Origin of the sequence: Desulfofundulus australicus DSM 11792 (assembly GCF_900129285.1) — a bacterium.
GTDB lineage: Bacteria > Bacillota > Desulfotomaculia > Desulfotomaculales > Desulfovirgulaceae > Desulfofundulus > Desulfofundulus australicus.
Genome location: NZ_FQUW01000008.1, coordinates 126,591 through 143,562, shown reverse-complemented (window position 1 = coordinate 143,562; position 16,972 = coordinate 126,591). Strand labels below are relative to the sequence as shown.

At 56.3% G+C, this 16,972-nt stretch carries 19 protein-coding genes; all 19 read left to right on the top strand.

Going from position 1 to position 16,972, the window contains the following annotated elements:
• Nucleotides 1-350: group II intron maturase-specific domain-containing protein (locus BUB44_RS03940; RefSeq protein WP_278247930.1), on the top strand; the 350-nt coding region annotated here is incomplete at its 5' end.
• Between the two features lie 167 nt (nt 351-517).
• The gene (locus BUB44_RS03935; protein WP_073163357.1) at nt 518-3,157 is read left to right on the top strand and encodes a CBS domain-containing protein; all 2,640 of its coding nucleotides are present in this window, start codon (nt 518-520) and stop codon (nt 3,155-3,157) included.
• Complete coding sequence (locus BUB44_RS03930; RefSeq protein ID WP_027355983.1) at nt 3,150-3,779, top strand: site-2 protease family protein; 630 nt, start codon at nt 3,150-3,152, stop codon at nt 3,777-3,779. Before BUB44_RS03935 ends, BUB44_RS03930 begins: the two co-directional genes overlap by 8 nt.
• Before the next feature lie 47 nt (nt 3,780-3,826).
• Nucleotides 3,827-4,810 (top strand): tryptophan--tRNA ligase, encoded by a 984-nt coding sequence (trpS, locus tag BUB44_RS03925; protein ID WP_114362069.1) that lies wholly within the window; start codon nt 3,827-3,829, stop codon nt 4,808-4,810.
• 55 nt (nt 4,811-4,865) lie between these two features.
• Nucleotides 4,866-5,699 (top strand): Gmad2 immunoglobulin-like domain-containing protein, encoded by an 834-nt coding sequence (locus tag BUB44_RS03920; RefSeq protein ID WP_165611000.1) that lies wholly within the window; start codon nt 4,866-4,868, stop codon nt 5,697-5,699.
• Between the two features lie 120 nt (nt 5,700-5,819).
• Complete coding sequence (locus BUB44_RS03915; RefSeq protein WP_073163354.1) at nt 5,820-6,404, top strand: DUF2953 domain-containing protein; 585 nt, start codon at nt 5,820-5,822, stop codon at nt 6,402-6,404.
• A gap of 7 nt (nt 6,405-6,411) precedes the next feature.
• Nucleotides 6,412-6,858 (top strand): GerW family sporulation protein, encoded by a 447-nt coding sequence (ytfJ, locus tag BUB44_RS03910; protein ID WP_027355979.1) that lies wholly within the window; start codon nt 6,412-6,414, stop codon nt 6,856-6,858.
• Nucleotides 6,859-7,058: 200 nt separating this feature from the next.
• Entirely contained in the window at nt 7,059-8,333 is a 1,275-nt protein-coding gene (locus tag BUB44_RS03905) for an FAD-dependent oxidoreductase (protein ID WP_073163352.1), read from the top strand.
• 103 nt (nt 8,334-8,436) lie between these two features.
• Nucleotides 8,437-9,027, top strand: a complete 591-nt coding sequence (locus BUB44_RS03900; protein WP_073163350.1) for a nucleoside recognition domain-containing protein — start codon at nt 8,437-8,439, stop codon at nt 9,025-9,027.
• A 7-nt stretch (nt 9,028-9,034) separates the two neighbouring features.
• Entirely contained in the window at nt 9,035-9,568 is a 534-nt protein-coding gene (locus BUB44_RS03895; RefSeq protein ID WP_073163348.1) for a spore maturation protein, read from the top strand.
• A 114-nt stretch (nt 9,569-9,682) separates the two neighbouring features.
• Nucleotides 9,683-10,417 carry a pseudouridine synthase gene (locus BUB44_RS03890; protein ID WP_073163372.1) on the top strand — a complete coding sequence of 245 codons (735 nt, stop codon included), beginning with the start codon at nt 9,683-9,685 and terminating at the stop codon, nt 10,415-10,417.
• 77 nt (nt 10,418-10,494) lie between these two features.
• Entirely contained in the window at nt 10,495-10,938 is a 444-nt protein-coding gene (locus BUB44_RS03885; protein ID WP_027356806.1) for a hypothetical protein, read from the top strand.
• A gap of 99 nt (nt 10,939-11,037) precedes the next feature.
• Entirely contained in the window at nt 11,038-11,457 is a 420-nt protein-coding gene (locus tag BUB44_RS03880; protein ID WP_027356807.1) for a HutP family protein, read from the top strand.
• A gap of 47 nt (nt 11,458-11,504) precedes the next feature.
• Entirely contained in the window at nt 11,505-11,882 is a 378-nt protein-coding gene (gene aroH / locus BUB44_RS03875) for a chorismate mutase (protein ID WP_027356808.1), read from the top strand.
• A 286-nt stretch (nt 11,883-12,168) separates the two neighbouring features.
• Nucleotides 12,169-13,821: an anthranilate synthase component I family protein gene (locus BUB44_RS03870; RefSeq protein ID WP_027356809.1), complete on the top strand. Its 1,653-nt coding sequence runs from the start codon at nt 12,169-12,171 to the stop codon at nt 13,819-13,821.
• Nucleotides 13,803-14,444, top strand: coding sequence for an anthranilate synthase component II (locus BUB44_RS03865; RefSeq protein WP_073163346.1), 642 nt, complete (start codon nt 13,803-13,805; stop codon nt 14,442-14,444). Before BUB44_RS03870 ends, BUB44_RS03865 begins: the two co-directional genes overlap by 19 nt.
• Before the next feature lie 25 nt (nt 14,445-14,469).
• Nucleotides 14,470-15,504, top strand: a complete 1,035-nt coding sequence (trpD, locus tag BUB44_RS03860; RefSeq protein ID WP_073163344.1) for an anthranilate phosphoribosyltransferase — start codon at nt 14,470-14,472, stop codon at nt 15,502-15,504.
• A complete protein-coding gene (gene trpC, locus BUB44_RS03855) occupies nt 15,501-16,301 on the top strand; it encodes an indole-3-glycerol phosphate synthase TrpC (protein ID WP_073163342.1) in 801 nt (266 codons plus the stop codon). The genes trpD and trpC overlap by 4 nt, the downstream gene beginning before the upstream one ends.
• Entirely contained in the window at nt 16,289-16,924 is a 636-nt protein-coding gene (locus BUB44_RS03850) for a phosphoribosylanthranilate isomerase (RefSeq protein WP_073163341.1), read from the top strand. Before trpC ends, BUB44_RS03850 begins: the two co-directional genes overlap by 13 nt.
• Nucleotides 16,925-16,972: the final 48 nt, after the last annotated feature.

Genomic DNA, 16,972 nt, shown 5'->3' with positions numbered 1-16,972 from the left:
CCGTAAGCATGGCTGAGCGCATAGAGCGGTTAAACGCCTACCTGGGCGGATGGATGGGCTACTTTGCCCTGGCTGAAACGCCCAGCATTTTCAGGAACCTGGAAGGCTGGATGCGGAGGAGGCTGCGCATGTGCCTCTGGAAGCAGTGGAAGCGAGTGCGGACAAGGTACCGCGAGCTGCGTGCACTGGGACTGCCTGAATGGGTGGTACATGAATTCGCCAACGCTCGCAAAGGGCCATGGCGGATGGCCCACGGGCCAATGAATAGAGCCCTGGGCAACGCCTACTGGCAGTCCCAGGGCCTGATGAGCTTAACCGAACGTTATTCTTATCTTCGTCAAGCTTGGTGAACCGCCGGATGCGGACCCGCATGTCCGGTGGTGTGAGAGGACGGGGGCTAGCCGCCCCCTCCTACTCGATTCGGGCCGGCCTTGAAATTGTTGTTGGCCGGAAAGCTGCCAGGCATGATATAATCTAATGATAATGCAGCAAGAAGACCGGGGGAGTGGAGCCGGCAATGGATATTATTACCACCCACAGCAATACGGATCTGGATGCCCTGGCCGCCATGGTGGGGGCGCAAAAGCTTTATCCTGAAGCGGTCATGGTCTTTCCGGGTAAGCTTTCCAGGAATGTGGAAGAATTTATGGCCCTGCATAAGGACGCCCTGACTATCTCCAGCCTGCGGGATATTCAGCTGGACAGGATACGGCGGGTGATACTGGTGGATACCAAAAACCCCAGGCGGCTGGGCAAGCTGGCGGAGATAGTCAACCGTCCCGGGGTGGAGGTGCATATTTACGACCACCATCCCCGGGCGGAAGGTGATATCAGGGGGACGCTGGAAGTGGTGGAAGCGGTGGGGGCCACTGCTACCCTGCTGGTGGAGAAAATAAAGGAACACAATGTGCCCCTGAATCCCCTGGAGGCAACAATTCTGGCCCTGGGTATTTATGGTGACACCGGTTCCCTGGTGTTTACCAGCACCACTCCCCGGGATGTGGCGGCAGTGGCCTTTCTTCTGGAAAAGGGGGCCAATCTGGGGGTGGTGGCCGAGTTTCTTGGCCGGCCCCTGACCGAGGAGCAAAAGTCCCTGTTAAAGTCCCTGTTGATTTCGGCCCGCCGTTACCAGGTAAACGGGGTCAAAGTGCTGCTGGCTACTGCTTCGGTGGAAGAATTTGTGGTGGGCCTGGCCCTGCTTACCCATACCATTTCCGAAATAGAAAAACTTGATGCTGTATTTACCGTGGTGGAAATGGAAGACCGGGTATATATAGTGGGCCGCAGCAACGTGGCTCAGGTGGATGTGGCCGAAATTGTGGCTCCCTTTGGGGGTGGTGGCCACCCGGCGGCGGCCTCGGCCACAATTAAAGGGGCCCCCCTTGACCAGGTGGCCAGGACGCTCATGAAAATCATCCGCCAGAAGGTGCGTCCTCCCCTTACGGCGGCAGGGATTATGTCCAGTCCGGTTAAAACTGTAACTCCCGAAACTACTATCAGAGAAGCCGGGCGTATCATGATGCGCTACGGTCACACTGGCCTGCCGGTGGTGAAAAATGGCCAGCTGGTGGGTGTAATATCCCGGCGGGATGTGGAAAAAGCCAATCTCCATGGCCTGGGACATGCCCCGGTGAAAGGTTTCATGAGCCAGAATGTGGTCTGGGTTACTCCCGATGTTCCTGTAACCGAGGTACAGCAATTGATGATCGAGCACGATATCGGGCGCGTTCCCGTAGTAGCGGGAGGCAGGCTGGTGGGTATTGTATCCCGGACCGATGTCCTGCGCACCCTGCACGGCGGGGATTTACCCTCCCGTTACCGGACCATTTATTCCGGCCACCTGGCAACTGCCGGAACAAACATTTCCGAACTCATGCGCCAGGTGCTGGCTCCCAGGGAATGGGATATATTGCGCCGGGCGGGAGAGACCGCTGCCCGCCTGGGTTGCCGGGTTTTTGCGGCTGGCGGGGTGGTACGGGATATTCTGCTCCAAGCGGGAAATCTGGACATCGACCTGGTGGTGGAAGGGGATGGTATTGCCCTGGCCGGTGCCCTGGCCGGTGCTTATGGCGCTCAGGTACGTGCCCACCGCCGCTTCGGCACGGCGGAAGTTCTTTTTCCCGATGGTTTTAAAGTCGATGTAGCTACGGCACGGGTGGAATTTTACGAATACCCGGCGGCCCTGCCCCGGGTGGAAAGTTCCTGCCTGCGCCATGACCTCTACCGGCGGGACTTTACCATCAACGCCATGGCCGTAGACCTGAACGGGGAAAATTTTGGTGATTTAATTGATTTTTTTGGCGGGCGACAGGATTTACAGCAGGGGTTAATCCGGGTATTATATAATTTGAGTTTTATCGAAGATCCCATCCGCCTGTTGCGGGCTGTGCGTTTTGAACAGCGTTACGGGTTTAAGATTGAACCGCAGACTTTAAAGCTGATGGAGGAAGCGGTGCGCCGGGAAGTTCTCACCCGGGTTTCCACCGAACGTCTGTGGGAGGAGTTAAAACACATCCTGCTGGAAAAGGAAGCCGGGAGAATGCTGGAGCGCCTGCATCAGCTGGGTATGTGGCCCTTCGTTTTTCCGGGGGTAACATACTGGGAGGTTCAGCCGGTACTGCATGATCTGGGTGCGGCCATGCAGGCGCTGGATGAATGGGGTTTTGCCACGGGGCATGACTCCTGGCTTTGCTATTTTATTGCGGTCCTGCACTGGAGTAGCCCGGAAACCGCCAGGGCGCTCTGCGAGCGCTATCATTTAAGCAAGCGGCAGGCCGGTAAGGTTGTATCCTCCCTGTCCAGCTGGCAGCAGGTTCTATCATTGCTCAGCCGGCGAGGTGAAGTGCGCAACAGCGAGCTGGCCCGGGGCCTTCTCCTTCTGCCCCCGGAGGCCTATCCCCTGATTTTAACCCTGCTGGACGAGGAGTGGTTGAAAGAGCGCTTCCGGCAGCTGCTTTTACTGCTGAAGGAGAGCAGGCCGTCGGTGGATGGTAATTTCATCAGGAGCCTGGGTTACCGGCCCGGCCCTGTTTTCCGCAGGGCGCTGGATGCGGTTTGGCGCGCCCGGCTGGATGGCCTGGTGAAAAACAGCGAAGAAGAAAAGGCGTTTGTGAAAGAATTTTTGAGCCGCCATTATGGAGAGGGTCCCCATGATTAACCTTCCCAGTTTATATGAAATGGCCCTTATGCTGCCGGGCATTATTTTGGGACTTACCTTCCATGAGCTGGCCCACGGCTGGGTGGCCGACCGGCTGGGAGATACCACTGCCCGCTACCAGGGCCGCTTAACCTTAAACCCCCTGGCCCATGTGGATGTCATTGGTTTGATAATGCTTTTTATCGCTGGTTTTGGCTGGGCGAAACCGGTGCCGGTCAACCCCTATAATTTTCGCGGTGATATGCGTCGCGGTTTAATGCTGGTTTCCCTCGCCGGACCGGCTACCAATATGTTGCTGGCAGTGGCCGGGGCAGTGGCGCTGGGCCTGGGGGCCTGGAAATTGCCTTACGGGCAGGAGATTGTTATAAATATTATTCATATCAACGTCATCCTGGCTGTTTTTAATCTCCTGCCAATTCCCCCTCTGGATGGGTCGAAGATACTGGCCGGTGTTCTGCCCGGCCGGCAACCATGGCTGTATATGCTGGAAAACTACGGTATAATAATTCTCTTACTGCTGTTATTTACCGGTATTATCGGGAAGGTGCTCAGGTGGATTATTGTCCCGCTGTATGAAGTCCTCCTGGGTCTCGCCAAAGCCATTGCCTTACTGGTAGCTTAATGTTACAGGGAAAATGTTACAGGAAAATGGAAAGGAGATCTGTACCAATGGCCACGCAGAGAATTTTAAGCGGCATGCGTCCTACGGGCCGGTTACATATCGGCCACCTGAGCGTGCTGGAAAACTGGGTTGAGATGCAAAGGGAAAACCAGTGCTTCTTTTTTGCCGCCGACTGGCACGCCCTGACCACGGCTTTTGAACATACAGAAGGAATTAAAGAAAATATCCGGGAAATGGTCACCGACTGGCTGGCCGTGGGGCTCGATCCGGAAAAAAGCGTGATCTTTATTCAGTCGGATGTTCCGGAGACTGCCGAACTGCATCTCCTATTTTCCATGATTATTCCCCTGGGCTGGCTGGAGAGGGTGCCCACTTACAAGGATCAGGTGCAGCAATTCAAGCAGCAGGGCAGGGACATCATGACTTACGGTTTCCTGGGTTATCCCGTTTTAATGGCGGCGGATATTTTACTTTACCGGGCTGACGCGGTGCCCGTGGGAGAGGACCAGCTTCCCCACCTGGAACTGTGCCGGGAACTGGCCCGGCGTTTTAACCACCTCTACCGTCCTGTTTTCCCCGAGCCCCAGGCCAGGCTGTCCCGTGTTCCCGTGCTTCCCGGTGTGGATGGACGAAAAATGAGCAAAAGTTATGCCAACGATATAGGTTTGATGGCCGAACTGGATGAAATCAGGCGGCGGGTTAATGCCATGGTTACCGACCCGGCGCGCATCCACAAAACTGATCCCGGCCACCCGGAAGTTTGTGTGGTGCACAAGTACCACGGTATCTATACCGGCCACCGGCTGGCGGAAATTGAAGAGGAGTGCCGGGCGGGCCGGGTGGGCTGCGTGGCCTGCAAGAGGTTGCTGACCGAGTCACTGGAAGCTGTCCTGGCTCCCTTGAGGGAGCGGCGGCTACAGATTGCTGCCCGTGAGGGTTATGTCGAGGAAGTGCTTGCTGAAGGCGCCCGCCGGGCCAGGGCGGAGGCAGCCAGAACCATGTCTTTAGTCCGCGAAGCCATGCAAATTTAGATACATGATTTCCCCCCTGGCGGTAAAGAATATGCCCCAAAAGGGGGTATTTATTTTGCGCAGGTTGTTGCTGATTATGGCTGCACTGGTTTTGATTGGGGGTATGGCCGGCTGCACGGCGGCCAGGAAACCGGCGCCGGAACAGCCCAGAACCGTAATAATACCGGAAGCCACCAGAGTTTCCTTTGAAAAGATTGACCTGGCGAAAGCACCGGCCGAGGTTAAGGATGTGGCCAGGACCCTGGAGAACACCGACGCCAGTACATGGGTGCGGGCAAATAATAACCTGTACCTGCTGTTCAGTACGAGTCCCCGCAACAGGATGTACAGGGCAGAGGTAACTGAAATTCAACAGCGCAATCCCAGGGCGGACTTCAGCTGGCTGGATGTTAAGGCCAGGTACGTCAGGCAAGCAGCTGCCAGTGCTCCAGTTCTAACAGTGGTACGGGTAGGGAAGCTGGACCGGCCGGTAAACGGCGTTGCTTTTCAATTTTCCCGCGAGAAAGGACAGCAGGCCGGTCAAGCAGGTGGACCGGGGCCGCAGCCGGCTGCCAGGCCTGCTCCGGCAGGAACCCCGGAACCAGCTGCCGTGACAGGGGGCGAAGCAGCAATAAGTGAGCCTTCCCCGGATCAGGAGACTACCAGCCCGGTAAAGGTGGTGGGGAAGGCCAGGCACTCCGCCGGAGAGGTGCGGGTGCGCCTGGTGGATGAGAGGGGTACTGTCCTGGCGGAAAAATCCCTTTCCGTCGGGAAGGAAAGTTTCACCGAGTTTGAAACTTTGCTCAGCTACAGCCCTGTTGCTTCCCCCAGGAAAGGATTTGTGGAAGTGGTCGCTCCGGGCCAGGATGGGGAACAAAGCCTGGCCCGGGTACCGGTAACCATGAAGTAATGTTTAAAGGCTTTCTGTGCATCGGCAGCCTTCGGCTTGCCGGTTCTTTTTTTCTCTCCCTGAAATTCCTTTTACATACATTTGAGGGATGGCGGGAAAATATGACCGGTGGTGTTTGGTGTGTGGCTATGGTGGCTGGTTGTAATCTTTCTTTTACTGATGGCGCTGTTTACAATAATCCCTTTAAAACTGGAGTTTTATTACTGCCGCCGGGGTCATGACCGGCGTCTCTTACTGGTGATCAGGACCTGGTTCAATATAAAATACCAGCTGCTTCCCGGAAAAAATCCGGACGGGCAGGTATCTTTAATCTCATCCGGCCGCCTGGTGGAATGTATTCGCCTGGGCCTTGAGATCTGGCCTGCCCTGAAGTTTTTATTACGCCGTACCAGATTGTGCCGGCTTGAATGGCGGACCCTGGTCGGCCTGCCCGATGCCGCCCATACCGGAATGGTTGTGGGAGGGCTGTGGTCCCTCAAAGGAACTGTTTTAACGGTTCTCTACCGGCTGGTCAGCAAAAAGTCCACCCTGCCCGAAGTAGCCGTTTTACCCCATTTTACCGGTTCGTCCTTCGGCTTGTTGATTCACTGCATATTTACCTTCCGCCTGGGCCATATTATGGTTACGGCAGTAAAGCTGGCCTGTTTAACGGGCCGCCAGGGCTTAAAAAGAATCTTATCTTTTATAGACTCCTTCAAGGGGTGAGGTAGAGGTGCCGGAACATCCAATCGAGGGTTTAATGAAAACGGCCATGGAAAGCATCAAGGAAATGGTAAATGTGAACGTGGTAGTGGGTGATCCCGTGGAGACTGCCGACGGGACAGTTATTATACCGGTTTCCCGGGTGGCCTGCGGCTTTGGTGCCGGCGGTGGGGAACTGGAAGCCCAGGGCCGCCAGAAGCAGGAGGGTGAGCAGCTACCATTTTTTGGCGGCGGAAGCGGGGCTGGAGTGTCTGTCCAGCCGGTGGGTTTCCTGGTGGTGGGCCAGGGTCAGGTCCGCCTGCTGCCCGTGGATGGTAATGCTGTGGTGGATCGCCTGATAGATCTGGCTCCCCAGCTGGTTTCCCAGATACAGGGTATGTTTAAGCGGGAGGGCAAGAACCAGGTAACCATGGTTCCACCACCACCGCCCCCGGGAGGAACTGTCCCTACTTTATAATTAATTTTGAGGGACCCTCAGCACTGAATGAGTATACAGGTCAAACATGATTAATACATATTTATAAGTCCGTCCGGAAGGGCGGGCTTTTCTGGTTTTCCGGGCTGTGGCGGGTATGGTCGGGTTTACTTTCTGGATAGGACCTTTTTACTATTCTGCGGAATATACTGGCAAAAACAGGCTTTTTTGGGGGTGTGGCGATGGTTATTATCGTGGGTGGCGGATGGGCGGGATGTGCGGCAGCCTTTGCTGCGGCGCAGGCCGGTGCCCGGGTGATGCTGCTGGAAAAGACCGATATGCTCCTGGGTACGGGCCTGGTAGGTGGAATAATGAGAAATAACGGACGTTTTACGGCTCTGGAAGAAGTATGGGCCATGGGGGCAGGGGACTTTTTGCGCCATATTGAGGGTGTGGCCAGGCATCGCTGGCTGGATTTTCCGGGTCACCGGCATGCCACCCTTTATGATGTAACCAGAATCGAGCCGGTAATACGCCGGGTTCTCCTGGATGCCGGTATTGACGTGAAACTGCCGAAAAGGGTGGTGGGGGTTTTAAAAAAGGGGAACAGTATTGCCGGGGTGTACACGGCCCAGGGGGATACTTTCAACGGTGATGTATTCATTGATACCACCGGTACTGCCGGCCCGGTTAAAAATTGTTCCCGCTATGGTTCCGGGTGCGCCATGTGTATCCTGCGCTGCCCCGCCTTCGGCCCCCGGGTAAGCCTGACGGCCAAAGCAGGTATTGAAGAGATAAGAGCCGGTGACGGATTTCCCCATTTTGAGGCCATGAGCGGTTCCTGCAAGCTGGATAAAAAATCCCTGGCTCCGTGGCTGGTGGAAAGGCTGGAGAGGGAAGGCAAGGTGATCATTGCCCTCCCGGAGTACCTGCACAAACATGATTTGTTAAATAAAAAAGCCTGCCAGCAGTATAACCTGGAAGAATTCGCCCGCAATTTGATCCTGCTGGATACGGGCCATGCCAAGCTGATGGCGCCATACTTTCCTCTGGAAGTGCTGCGGAAACTGGAAGGTTTCGAGCATGCCCGTTATGCCGACCCCTATTCCGGGAGCAAGGGGAATTCCATCCGGTTTATGGCTATTGCGCCGTGCGATGACGCCCTGCAGGTAGAAGGGGTGGATAACCTTTTCTGCGCAGGGGAGAAGACCGGTCTCCTGGTGGGGCATACTGAAGCTATCGTTACTGGTTTTCTGGCGGGTTATAACGCAGCCCGTTATCTTGCCGGTAAGAAACCCCTTGTGCTGCCCGACAGCCTGGCCACCGGGGATATCATCTCTTTTATGCACAGGGAAATGAAGAAACCCGAAGGGCTGAAGAAGAAGTATACTTTTTCCGGTGCAGTTTATTTTCAGCGCATGCAGGACCTGGGGTTGTACACCACCGATGTTGAGCTGATCAGGCAAAGGGTAGCCCGGCTGGGTTTGCTGAATATTTATAAAAAGAAAGTGCTGTAACAATATAAACCAGTGTAGTAAATATTACCCATAAGGGTTCTAATCCCCTGCCTGCCCTCATAATACTGTGAAATAAAGCAGTGGTTTTCCGGGGGTGGCAGGAATGGTTAATTATATCTGGCTGGGGATGATCGTTTTCGGTATTCTCGTGGCCGGAGCCAACGGCCAGGTGGAGGTGGTAACCAGGGCGGCCCTGGAGGGAGCTGACAAGGCCGTCAAAACCTCTTTAAACCTTATTGCCATAATTACCTTCTGGCTGGGGATTATGAAGCTGGCCGAGGCTGCCGGGCTGGTGCGCGCCCTGGCCCGTCTGGTCAGGCCCATGACCAGGTTTCTTTTTCCCGATGTACCGGCCAACCATCCGGCTATGGGTGCCATCATTATGAACCTGAGTGCCAATATTCTGGGTCTTGGTAATGCTGCTACTCCCATGGGCCTTATTGCCATGCAGGAACTGCAAAAGCTGAACCGGGGAGATCCCAAAACGGCTACCACTGCCATGTGCACCTTCCTGGCTCTCAACACTTCGTGTCTCACCCTGATTCCCACTACCATTATTGGTATCCGGGTGATGTACGGTTCCAGCGATCCCACGGCTATTGTAGGGACAACCATTTTTGCCACGGCATGCGGGATGACTGTAGCCATAATTGTGGACTGGATTCTGCGTGCTATTTACGGTCGCCAGGGGTGATCTTGGCATGTATGAGCTGATTGGTGAAATTTCCCGCTGGGCTATTCCGGTTACCCTCCTTCTGGTTCCCCTGCTGGCGTTCATAAGGGGTGTTCCCGTTTTTGAAATATTTGTTGAAGGGGCGGCGGAAGGTTTTACCACGGCCATCAAAACAATTCCCTATCTTGTGGCCATGCTGGTGGCCATCAGCATTTTCAGGGCCTCCGGGGCCATGGAAGTGCTGGTGCACGTTTTATCCCCCATTCTCGATCCCCTGGGTTTTCCTCCAGAGGTACTACCCCATGCGGTTATGCGCCCGCTGTCCGGTGGGGCGGCCCTGGGTATCGCCACAGATCTCATTGCCACCCACGGGCCGGACAGTTTTATTGGCCGGCTGGTTTCCACCATGCAGGGGAGCACCGATACCACTTTCTATGTTTTAACCCTTTATTTTGGCTCCGTGGGAATAACCCGCTACCGCTACGCCATTATTTCCGGCCTGGCCGCGGATTTCACCAGCCTGGTGGCTTCAGTGTTCATCGTCAACCGGATGTTCAGTTAGACGGGCCGGCGGTTGGCCGCTTTAAACCCGGCTTTCCGGGATAATCATCCTCTGCGGCTGAGATTGGGCCTGTGCATCTTTCACCTGCATCTGTGGTAAAATGCTTCTGGGGTGATACCTTTGGAGCGGCTGCAGAAAGTGATGGCCCGGGCCGGGGTGGCTTCACGGAGGCACTGCGAGGAAATGATTGCTGCCGGTTTGGTCAGGGTAAACGGGCAGGTGGTAACCCGGCTGGGAACCCGGGTGGACCCCGAGAAGGATACCATTGAAGTGGCCGGACGCGTTTTACCCCGCCGGCCGCAGGAAAAAATATACATATTACTGAACAAGCCCCGTGGTTATGTGACCACGGTCAGGGATCCCCAGGGCAGGCCCAAGGTAATGGACCTGTTGCGGGGAATTAAGGAACGGGTATATCCTGTGGGGAGGCTCGATTTTGACAGTGAAGGGCTGCTCTTGCTGACCAATGACGGGGAGCTGGCCTACGCCCTTACCCATCCCCGCCACCGGGTTCCCAAAACCTACCTGGTCCTGGTGAAGGGCACTCCGGGCGGTGAAAAGCTGTGGCGCATGGCCGGCGGGCTTATGCTGGAGGATGGACCTGCGGCACCGGCGAAAGTGAAACTGATCGGGAAAAAAGACGGCAATGCTCTTCTGGAAATTACCATCTACGAGGGACGCAAGCGTCAGGTACGCCGGATGTGCGCCCGGATTGGCCATCCCGTAATCCGCTTGAAAAGGGTTAAAGTTGGCCCGTTAACCCTGAAGGGACTCGGGCCCGGCCGTTACCGCTTTTTAACCCGGGAGGAGGTCCGCCAGCTGCGGCAGGCAGCGGGGCTAAAGACTTAAATTTCCAGACGGCAGGAATTTCCCGGCCCCCGGCGAAATATCCAGGAATGTGTATTTTTTTGCTGGGGGGTGAAGTTTTGGAGGACCTCACCACCGGGATCAGGGCGAAAGTGAGGCTGGACTTTAAAGGGGTGGGGCGTCCCGGGCGCCTTATTTTTGGTGGCAAGTCAAATGATAAGGTGGCCGAAGAGGCCCGGGAACAGCAGGTGGCCCTGCTGCGCAATGTGCCCATTCAGGGGATACAAATTGAAGACGTGGATTTAAGCCATGATATTTATGTCGTATATGACGAAGTGAACAACCAGGAGGTTGCCTACGCACCGGTAATTTTACAGCTGACCGCCGATACTCTGGAAGACCTGGTCCGCTTTGTTGCCCGGGATGAATTCCGCAAGATCGAGATCATTGCACCCGATAGTTTATCGCTGAACAAGCAGCAAATGGAAAGGCTGATGTTCCGCATCTACGAGGAATTCACCAGTTACCGCCTGCATCTGGAGCGAAAGTACAATATGAAATAAAAGGAGCGGCAGCCAGGCTCCCGGTTGTTTTTTTACTCCGGTTGTCCTATAATGTTTTTACCGGTTTGGCTTGTTTTGTGCCCGAATGGAGGTGGGGGAATGGTCCCGCAGGGAAGCAGGCAGGTGGCCCGGGTAGCCCTGACCATGGCTTTAAGCGAGGATAGAGAGCACGAGCGGGAGTTAAAATCCCGTTACGCCAGGGATGGTTTTAAAACTGCTGCCGTGGATTACGGTGGTGATTTTATTTCTTCGGTAAACAAGATTACCGAGCGGGCAGTGGTGGCCGCCAAGCGGGAAGGCGTTATCAGGGAAATCCACGCCGAGGAGGGGGCGGTAGCCGGGGCAACCCGGGAAGCCCTTTCCCAGATCATGCCCAAAGCCATTGGATTAAACGTGGGTGGTAAAATAGGTATCGCCCGCTACCAGGATCATATCAGTGTTGCCGTTTTTTTTGGCGTGGGACTTCTGCATCTGGATGATGTGGCGGTGGGACTGGGACACAGGGCAGTTTCTTCTTAAACCGGCGAGGACTTCACCATAAACTCTATGAACGGAGGGACGGCAGGATGGATAGAACTTACGTGCGGGGTATCCGGGGGGCCATTACGGTAGAACGGAATACGCCTGAGGATATTATTCAGGCTACGGGAGAACTGTTACAGGCCATTATGGCGGAAAATAACCTCGACCCGGAGGATATCGCCAGTGCCTTTTTTACCGTTACCGACGATCTCAATGCGGAGTTTCCGGCTACGGCGGCCCGGGAACTGCTGGGGTGGAAGTATGTGCCCCTGTTATGTGCCCGGGAAATTGCCGTACCCGGCCGCCTGCCCATGTGCATAAGGGTACTGGTACATGTAAATACGACCCGCTCCCAGCGCGAGATCAAGCACGTTTACCTCCGGGAAGCCACCAGGCTGCGTAAAGATTTGCTTCCCCAGTGAAGAATTTGTACCGGTTATGGCCCATCAAGGGGTTACCGGAGCTGGTTCCGTTCCCGCGCGCAGGGTCGCGTAAAAATTTTCGGCAGGCAATTGAAAACCTTGACAAATGGCTTTTCCCGTGATATGGTACAGTTAACTGAACTGAATAAGGTGGAGAGCCAGTTTAGCTGAGTTGAGTTGAGGGGAGCTTCAGGTGAGGCATGGCGAGTCTTCATTGGGGTGTGGACTGCCGGTGCTCATTGGAGCGCCGGCTTTTTTACTTTGTGCACCAGGGGGAGGGGTTAAATTGATTTTTCCCTCGGTAGAGGAATACCTTCACCTGGCCTCCCATTACCGGCTGGTACCTGTAAGCGCCGAGTGGGAGGCTGATATGGAGACACCTATTTCCTTGTTTTCCCGGCTGGATACGGGAGGACCTTCCTTTCTTCTGGAAAGCGTGGAGGGTGGTGAGAAGCTGGCCCGCTATTCCTTTATCGGCCTTCATCCCCTGGCTCTTTACAGCCAGAAGGATAACCGGGGATGTTTTATCCCCGGAGCCGGGTGCCCTGCCGGTCTGCTCGAATTCATCGCGTCCTGGGGTGGTAAAAAGGGAGTACCATGTTACCCGGAAACAGGGTTTCCGCTATTTAACGGCACGGTTGAAGATATATCGGGTACCTGCTCCCCTGAAGGTTATTGGGTGGAGGGAAATCCCCTGTGCCTTGTCGAGCAGCTGATGAATTACTTACGGGGCCCTTACCTGCCGGATTTACCCCGTTTTTACGGGGGAGCCGTGGGTTACTGGGGTTACGACCTGGTGCGCTGGTTGGAAAGGTTGCCCAATTTACCGGGTGATGATCCGGGATTGCCCGACCTGATCCTCATATTTACCGGCACGGTACTTATCCTGGACCATGTCTGTCACACCTTGAGGGTGGTGGTCAATACCGTTCCCGGGAGGGAACCGGTAACCACCTATAAACGGGCACTGGCAACCATTGAAAAAATAAGCCGGTTAATTAATAACCACGGGTTTGCTGTAAATAGTATGAGCCGTCAGGAATTGAAGGCCCGGGTTACCGCGCCGGAGAAAACAGGCTCCCGTCCAGGATCTTTTACCTCCAACCTTGCTCAGGAGAAATTTATCTCCCTGGTACAAAAGGCCAAAGAATACATCCGGGAGGGAGAGATCCTGCAGGTGGTTCTGTCCCAGCGTTTGCAGCTACCTTTTTCCGGGGATACCTTCCGGGTTTACCGGCGGTTGCGCCGTATCAATCCCTCCCCCTACCTCTACTACTTGAATCTGGGATCAGTGGTCCTGGCCGGCTCTTCGCCGGAAATGCTGCTGCGTGTGGAAGGCAACGCGGTGGAAACCAGGCCCATTGCAGGTACGCGTCCCCGGGGAGCCACCGTTGCAGAGGACGAAGAGCTGGCTGCAGATCTGCTGGCCGATGCCAAGGAACGGGCCGAACACATCATGCTGGTGGATCTGGGGCGTAATGATCTGGGCCGGGTGTGCCTGCCGGGGAGTGTGACCGTACCCCAGTTCATGAGTGTGGAAAGATATTCCCACGTCATGCACCTTGTCTCATCGGTACAGGGAGTCCTGGCTCCCGGAGTATCGGCTTTCGATGCCTTTAAGGCCTGTTTCCCGGCCGGCACGGTTTCCGGGGCGCCAAAAATCAGGGCCATGGAGATCATCAATGAACTGGAGCCATCGCGCCGCGGCCCTTATGCCGGTGCCGTCGGTTACTGGGGTTACAACGGTAACCTGGATATGGCCATTACCATTCGCACAATTACCTTTTACCGGGGTTTCGCCAGTATCCAGGCAGGAGCCGGTATTGTAGCTGATTCCGTACCCGAAAGGGAGTACCTGGAGACACTGAACAAAGCAAAGGCGCTGCTGCAGACCCTTGCCCTGGATGAGGAGGTGAATGGATGCCGGTTGCACATTTAAAGAACGGGCCGGTTTGCCTGCCGGGAGAAGAGGAAATCAGGCTGCTCATGATCGATAATTATGATTCCTTCACCTATAACCTGGTGCAGTATTTTGGGGAACTGGGAATACCGGTTGAAGTAAGGCGCAACGACCGGGTGACCCTTGAAGAGATCAGAGGCATGAATCCTACCCACGTGGTCATTTCCCCCGGCCCCGGGGTACCCGGCAGGGCGGGTATTTCCCTGGAACTGGTGCGGGACCTGGCCGGAAAAATACCGGTCCTGGGGGTGTGCCTGGGCCATCAAACCATAGGCCAGGCTTTCGGCGGTCGGGTTATTCGGGCTGAAAGATTGATGCATGGAAAAACTTCAGCCGTTTATCACGACGGCAGGACGATCTTCAAGGGCCTGCCTTCCCCATTTAGGGCTACCCGCTACCATTCCCTGCTGGTGGATGGCAGCTGCCTTCCCCCGTGTCTTGAAGTGAGTGCGTGGACGTCTGAAGGAGAAATTATGGGTTTGCGCCACCGGGAATTTACCGTGGAAGGGGTGCAGTTTCACCCCGAATCCATCCTTACCGAATACGGGCGGGATTTGCTGGCTAACTTCCTGTTTTACCGGGGAGGCCGGTGGCCTGCCTGAAAACCTGGCTGAGGGGAGATTGAGTATGATTAAAGAAGCCATTGGCCGTGTGGTGGCCGGGGAGAGCTTGAGTGAGAGCGAAGCGGAGCGGGTAATGGATGAAATCATGACCGGGCAGGCCAGCCCGGCGCAAATTGCCGCGCTTTTGACTGCCATGCGTTTAAAAGGGGAAAACATAGAGGAAATTACCGGTTTCGCCAGATCCATGCGCCGTCATGCCACGCCGGTGCGTTCCAGGCACCCCGTGGTGGTGGATACCTGTGGTACGGGAGGGGACGGCGCCGGTACTTTTAATATTTCTACCATTGCTGCCCTGGTGCTGGCCGGAGCGGGAGTTCCGGTGGCCAAGCACGGCAACCGTTCCGTATCGAGCCGCTGCGGGTCAGCCGATGTGCTGGAGGCGCTGGGGGTGAATCTGGAGTTATCTCCTGCGGAACTGGAGGAATGCCTGGATAAGGTGGGCATAACCTTCCTTTTTGCGCCGGCCCTGCACAGGGCAATGAAGCACGCTGCAGGTCCCCGGCGGGAAATAGGTATTCGCACTGTTTTCAACGTGCTCGGCCCCCTGACGAATCCAGCCGGGGCCAAAGTTCAGATCGTGGGGGTATACAGTGCCGGGCTGGTGCCCGTAATTGCCCGGGTGCTGGCCCGCCTGGGGACCAGACGTGCCTTTGTAGTCCACGGGGCCGGGGGGCTGGATGAAATATCCCCGGCCGGGCCGGCAGTGGTGGCCGAAGTGCGGGAGGGGGATATCCGGGAGTACTCCCTGGACCCGGCGGATTATGGTTTTGCGTATACTCCCGTGGAATCCCTGGCCGGGGGTAATCCGGAATTTAATGCCGCGCTGGCCAGGGAAATACTGCGGGGCGCCCGGGGTCCCTGCCGGGATACTGTACTCTTAAACGCCGCTTTAGGGCTGGTTGCTGCCGGCAGGGCGGAAGATCTTGGCAGGGGACTGGAACTGGCTGCTGCCAGTATAGATAGCGGTGCTGCTGCCGGAAAGCTGGAGGAGTTAATAGCCTTTACCCGCCGGGCCGGCCGGCAGGTGATCAGCCTTTGATTCTGGAAAAAATTATTGCCCATAAGCGCAGGGAAGTTGAATGCCGGCGCGCCATCAGGCCCCTGGCCTGGCTTGCCGGTCGGGTTCAGTCATCTGGAGCTACCAGATCGCTGCGTGACCATCTGCGCCGCCCGGGAAAAGTAACCCTTATGGCTGAGATTAAACGGGCCTCGCCCTCCAAAGGCTGGCTGGTAAGGGGTATGAAGCCGGTGGAAGTGGCCCGGATTTATACCCGGGCCGGTGCCGCTGCCATTTCCATACTCACCGATAGCCATTTTTTCCGGGGGCACCGCCTGATTCTGCCCCTGGTGCGCCGTGAGACTTCCCTGCCCCTTTTATACAAGGACTTTATCATCGACCCCTACCAGATCTATGAAGCCCGCTATCTGGGGGCGGATGCCATCCTGCTGATTGTGGCGGCACTGGACGACCGCCAGCTCTCCTCCTTCCAGGCCCTGGCGGCCGAGCTTGGCCTGAGCTGCCTGGTGGAGGTGCATACTGCGGAAGAACTGGAGCGGGCCCGGGCCTCCGGGGCCTCCATAATTGGCATCAACAACCGGGACCTGCGCACGTTTTCTGTTGATCTCAGCACTACTTTCCGTTTGCGGGAGAAAATTACCGATCCGGGTGTGGTGGTGGTCAGCGAAAGTGGAATTAATTCCAGGGAACATATGCTGGCCCTGGCCCGCCACCGGGTCGATGCGGCTCTGGTGGGCGAGGCGCTGGTCAAAGCCGGGGATATGGAGCGTAAGGTGAAAGAGCTGCTGGGGGAGGATGTCCTTCCATGGTCAGGATAAAAATCTGTGGTATTACCGATATTTCCGGCGCCCTTGCGGCTGCAGAAGCCGGAGCGGACGCCCTTGGCTTTGTCTTTGCCCCCAGCCCCCGGTGCATCACCCCGGTGGAAGCGCGGCTTATTTGCAGGGAACTGCCGCCCTTCATAACCCGGGTGGGAGTGTTTGTGGATGCTCCCCTGGAGGAAGTCAGGGCGGTGGCGGATTACTGCGGGCTGGATGTGATCCAGTTGCACGGCAACGAGCCGGTGGATTACTGCCGCGCTGTTGGTCGCAGGGTGATCAAGGCTTTCCGGGTGGGTGGTGAATTAAAAATAGATCCGCAGGCGGTATCCGGTTACCCGGCAGATGCCATTTTGCTCGATACCTTTGTGGCCGGCCGGAAAGGCGGTACCGGGCAGCCCTTTGACTGGCACCTGGCTGCCGGCCTGAAACTACCCCGCCCCCTCATTCTGGCGGGCGGCCTGACGCCGGAGAACGTGGGCCGGGCCGTGGAGCTGGTGCGACCCTATGGAGTGGACGTCAGCAGCGGGGTGGAAATGGAAGGCCGGCCGGGGAAAAAGGACCCGGAGAAAATCCGCCGCTTCATTGCTGCCGCCCGGGCTTCCGGCTGGAGCCCGGCGTAAATTAAGGCAGTTGACGGCGAGATCCAACCCTTACCGTGAGGAAGGAGA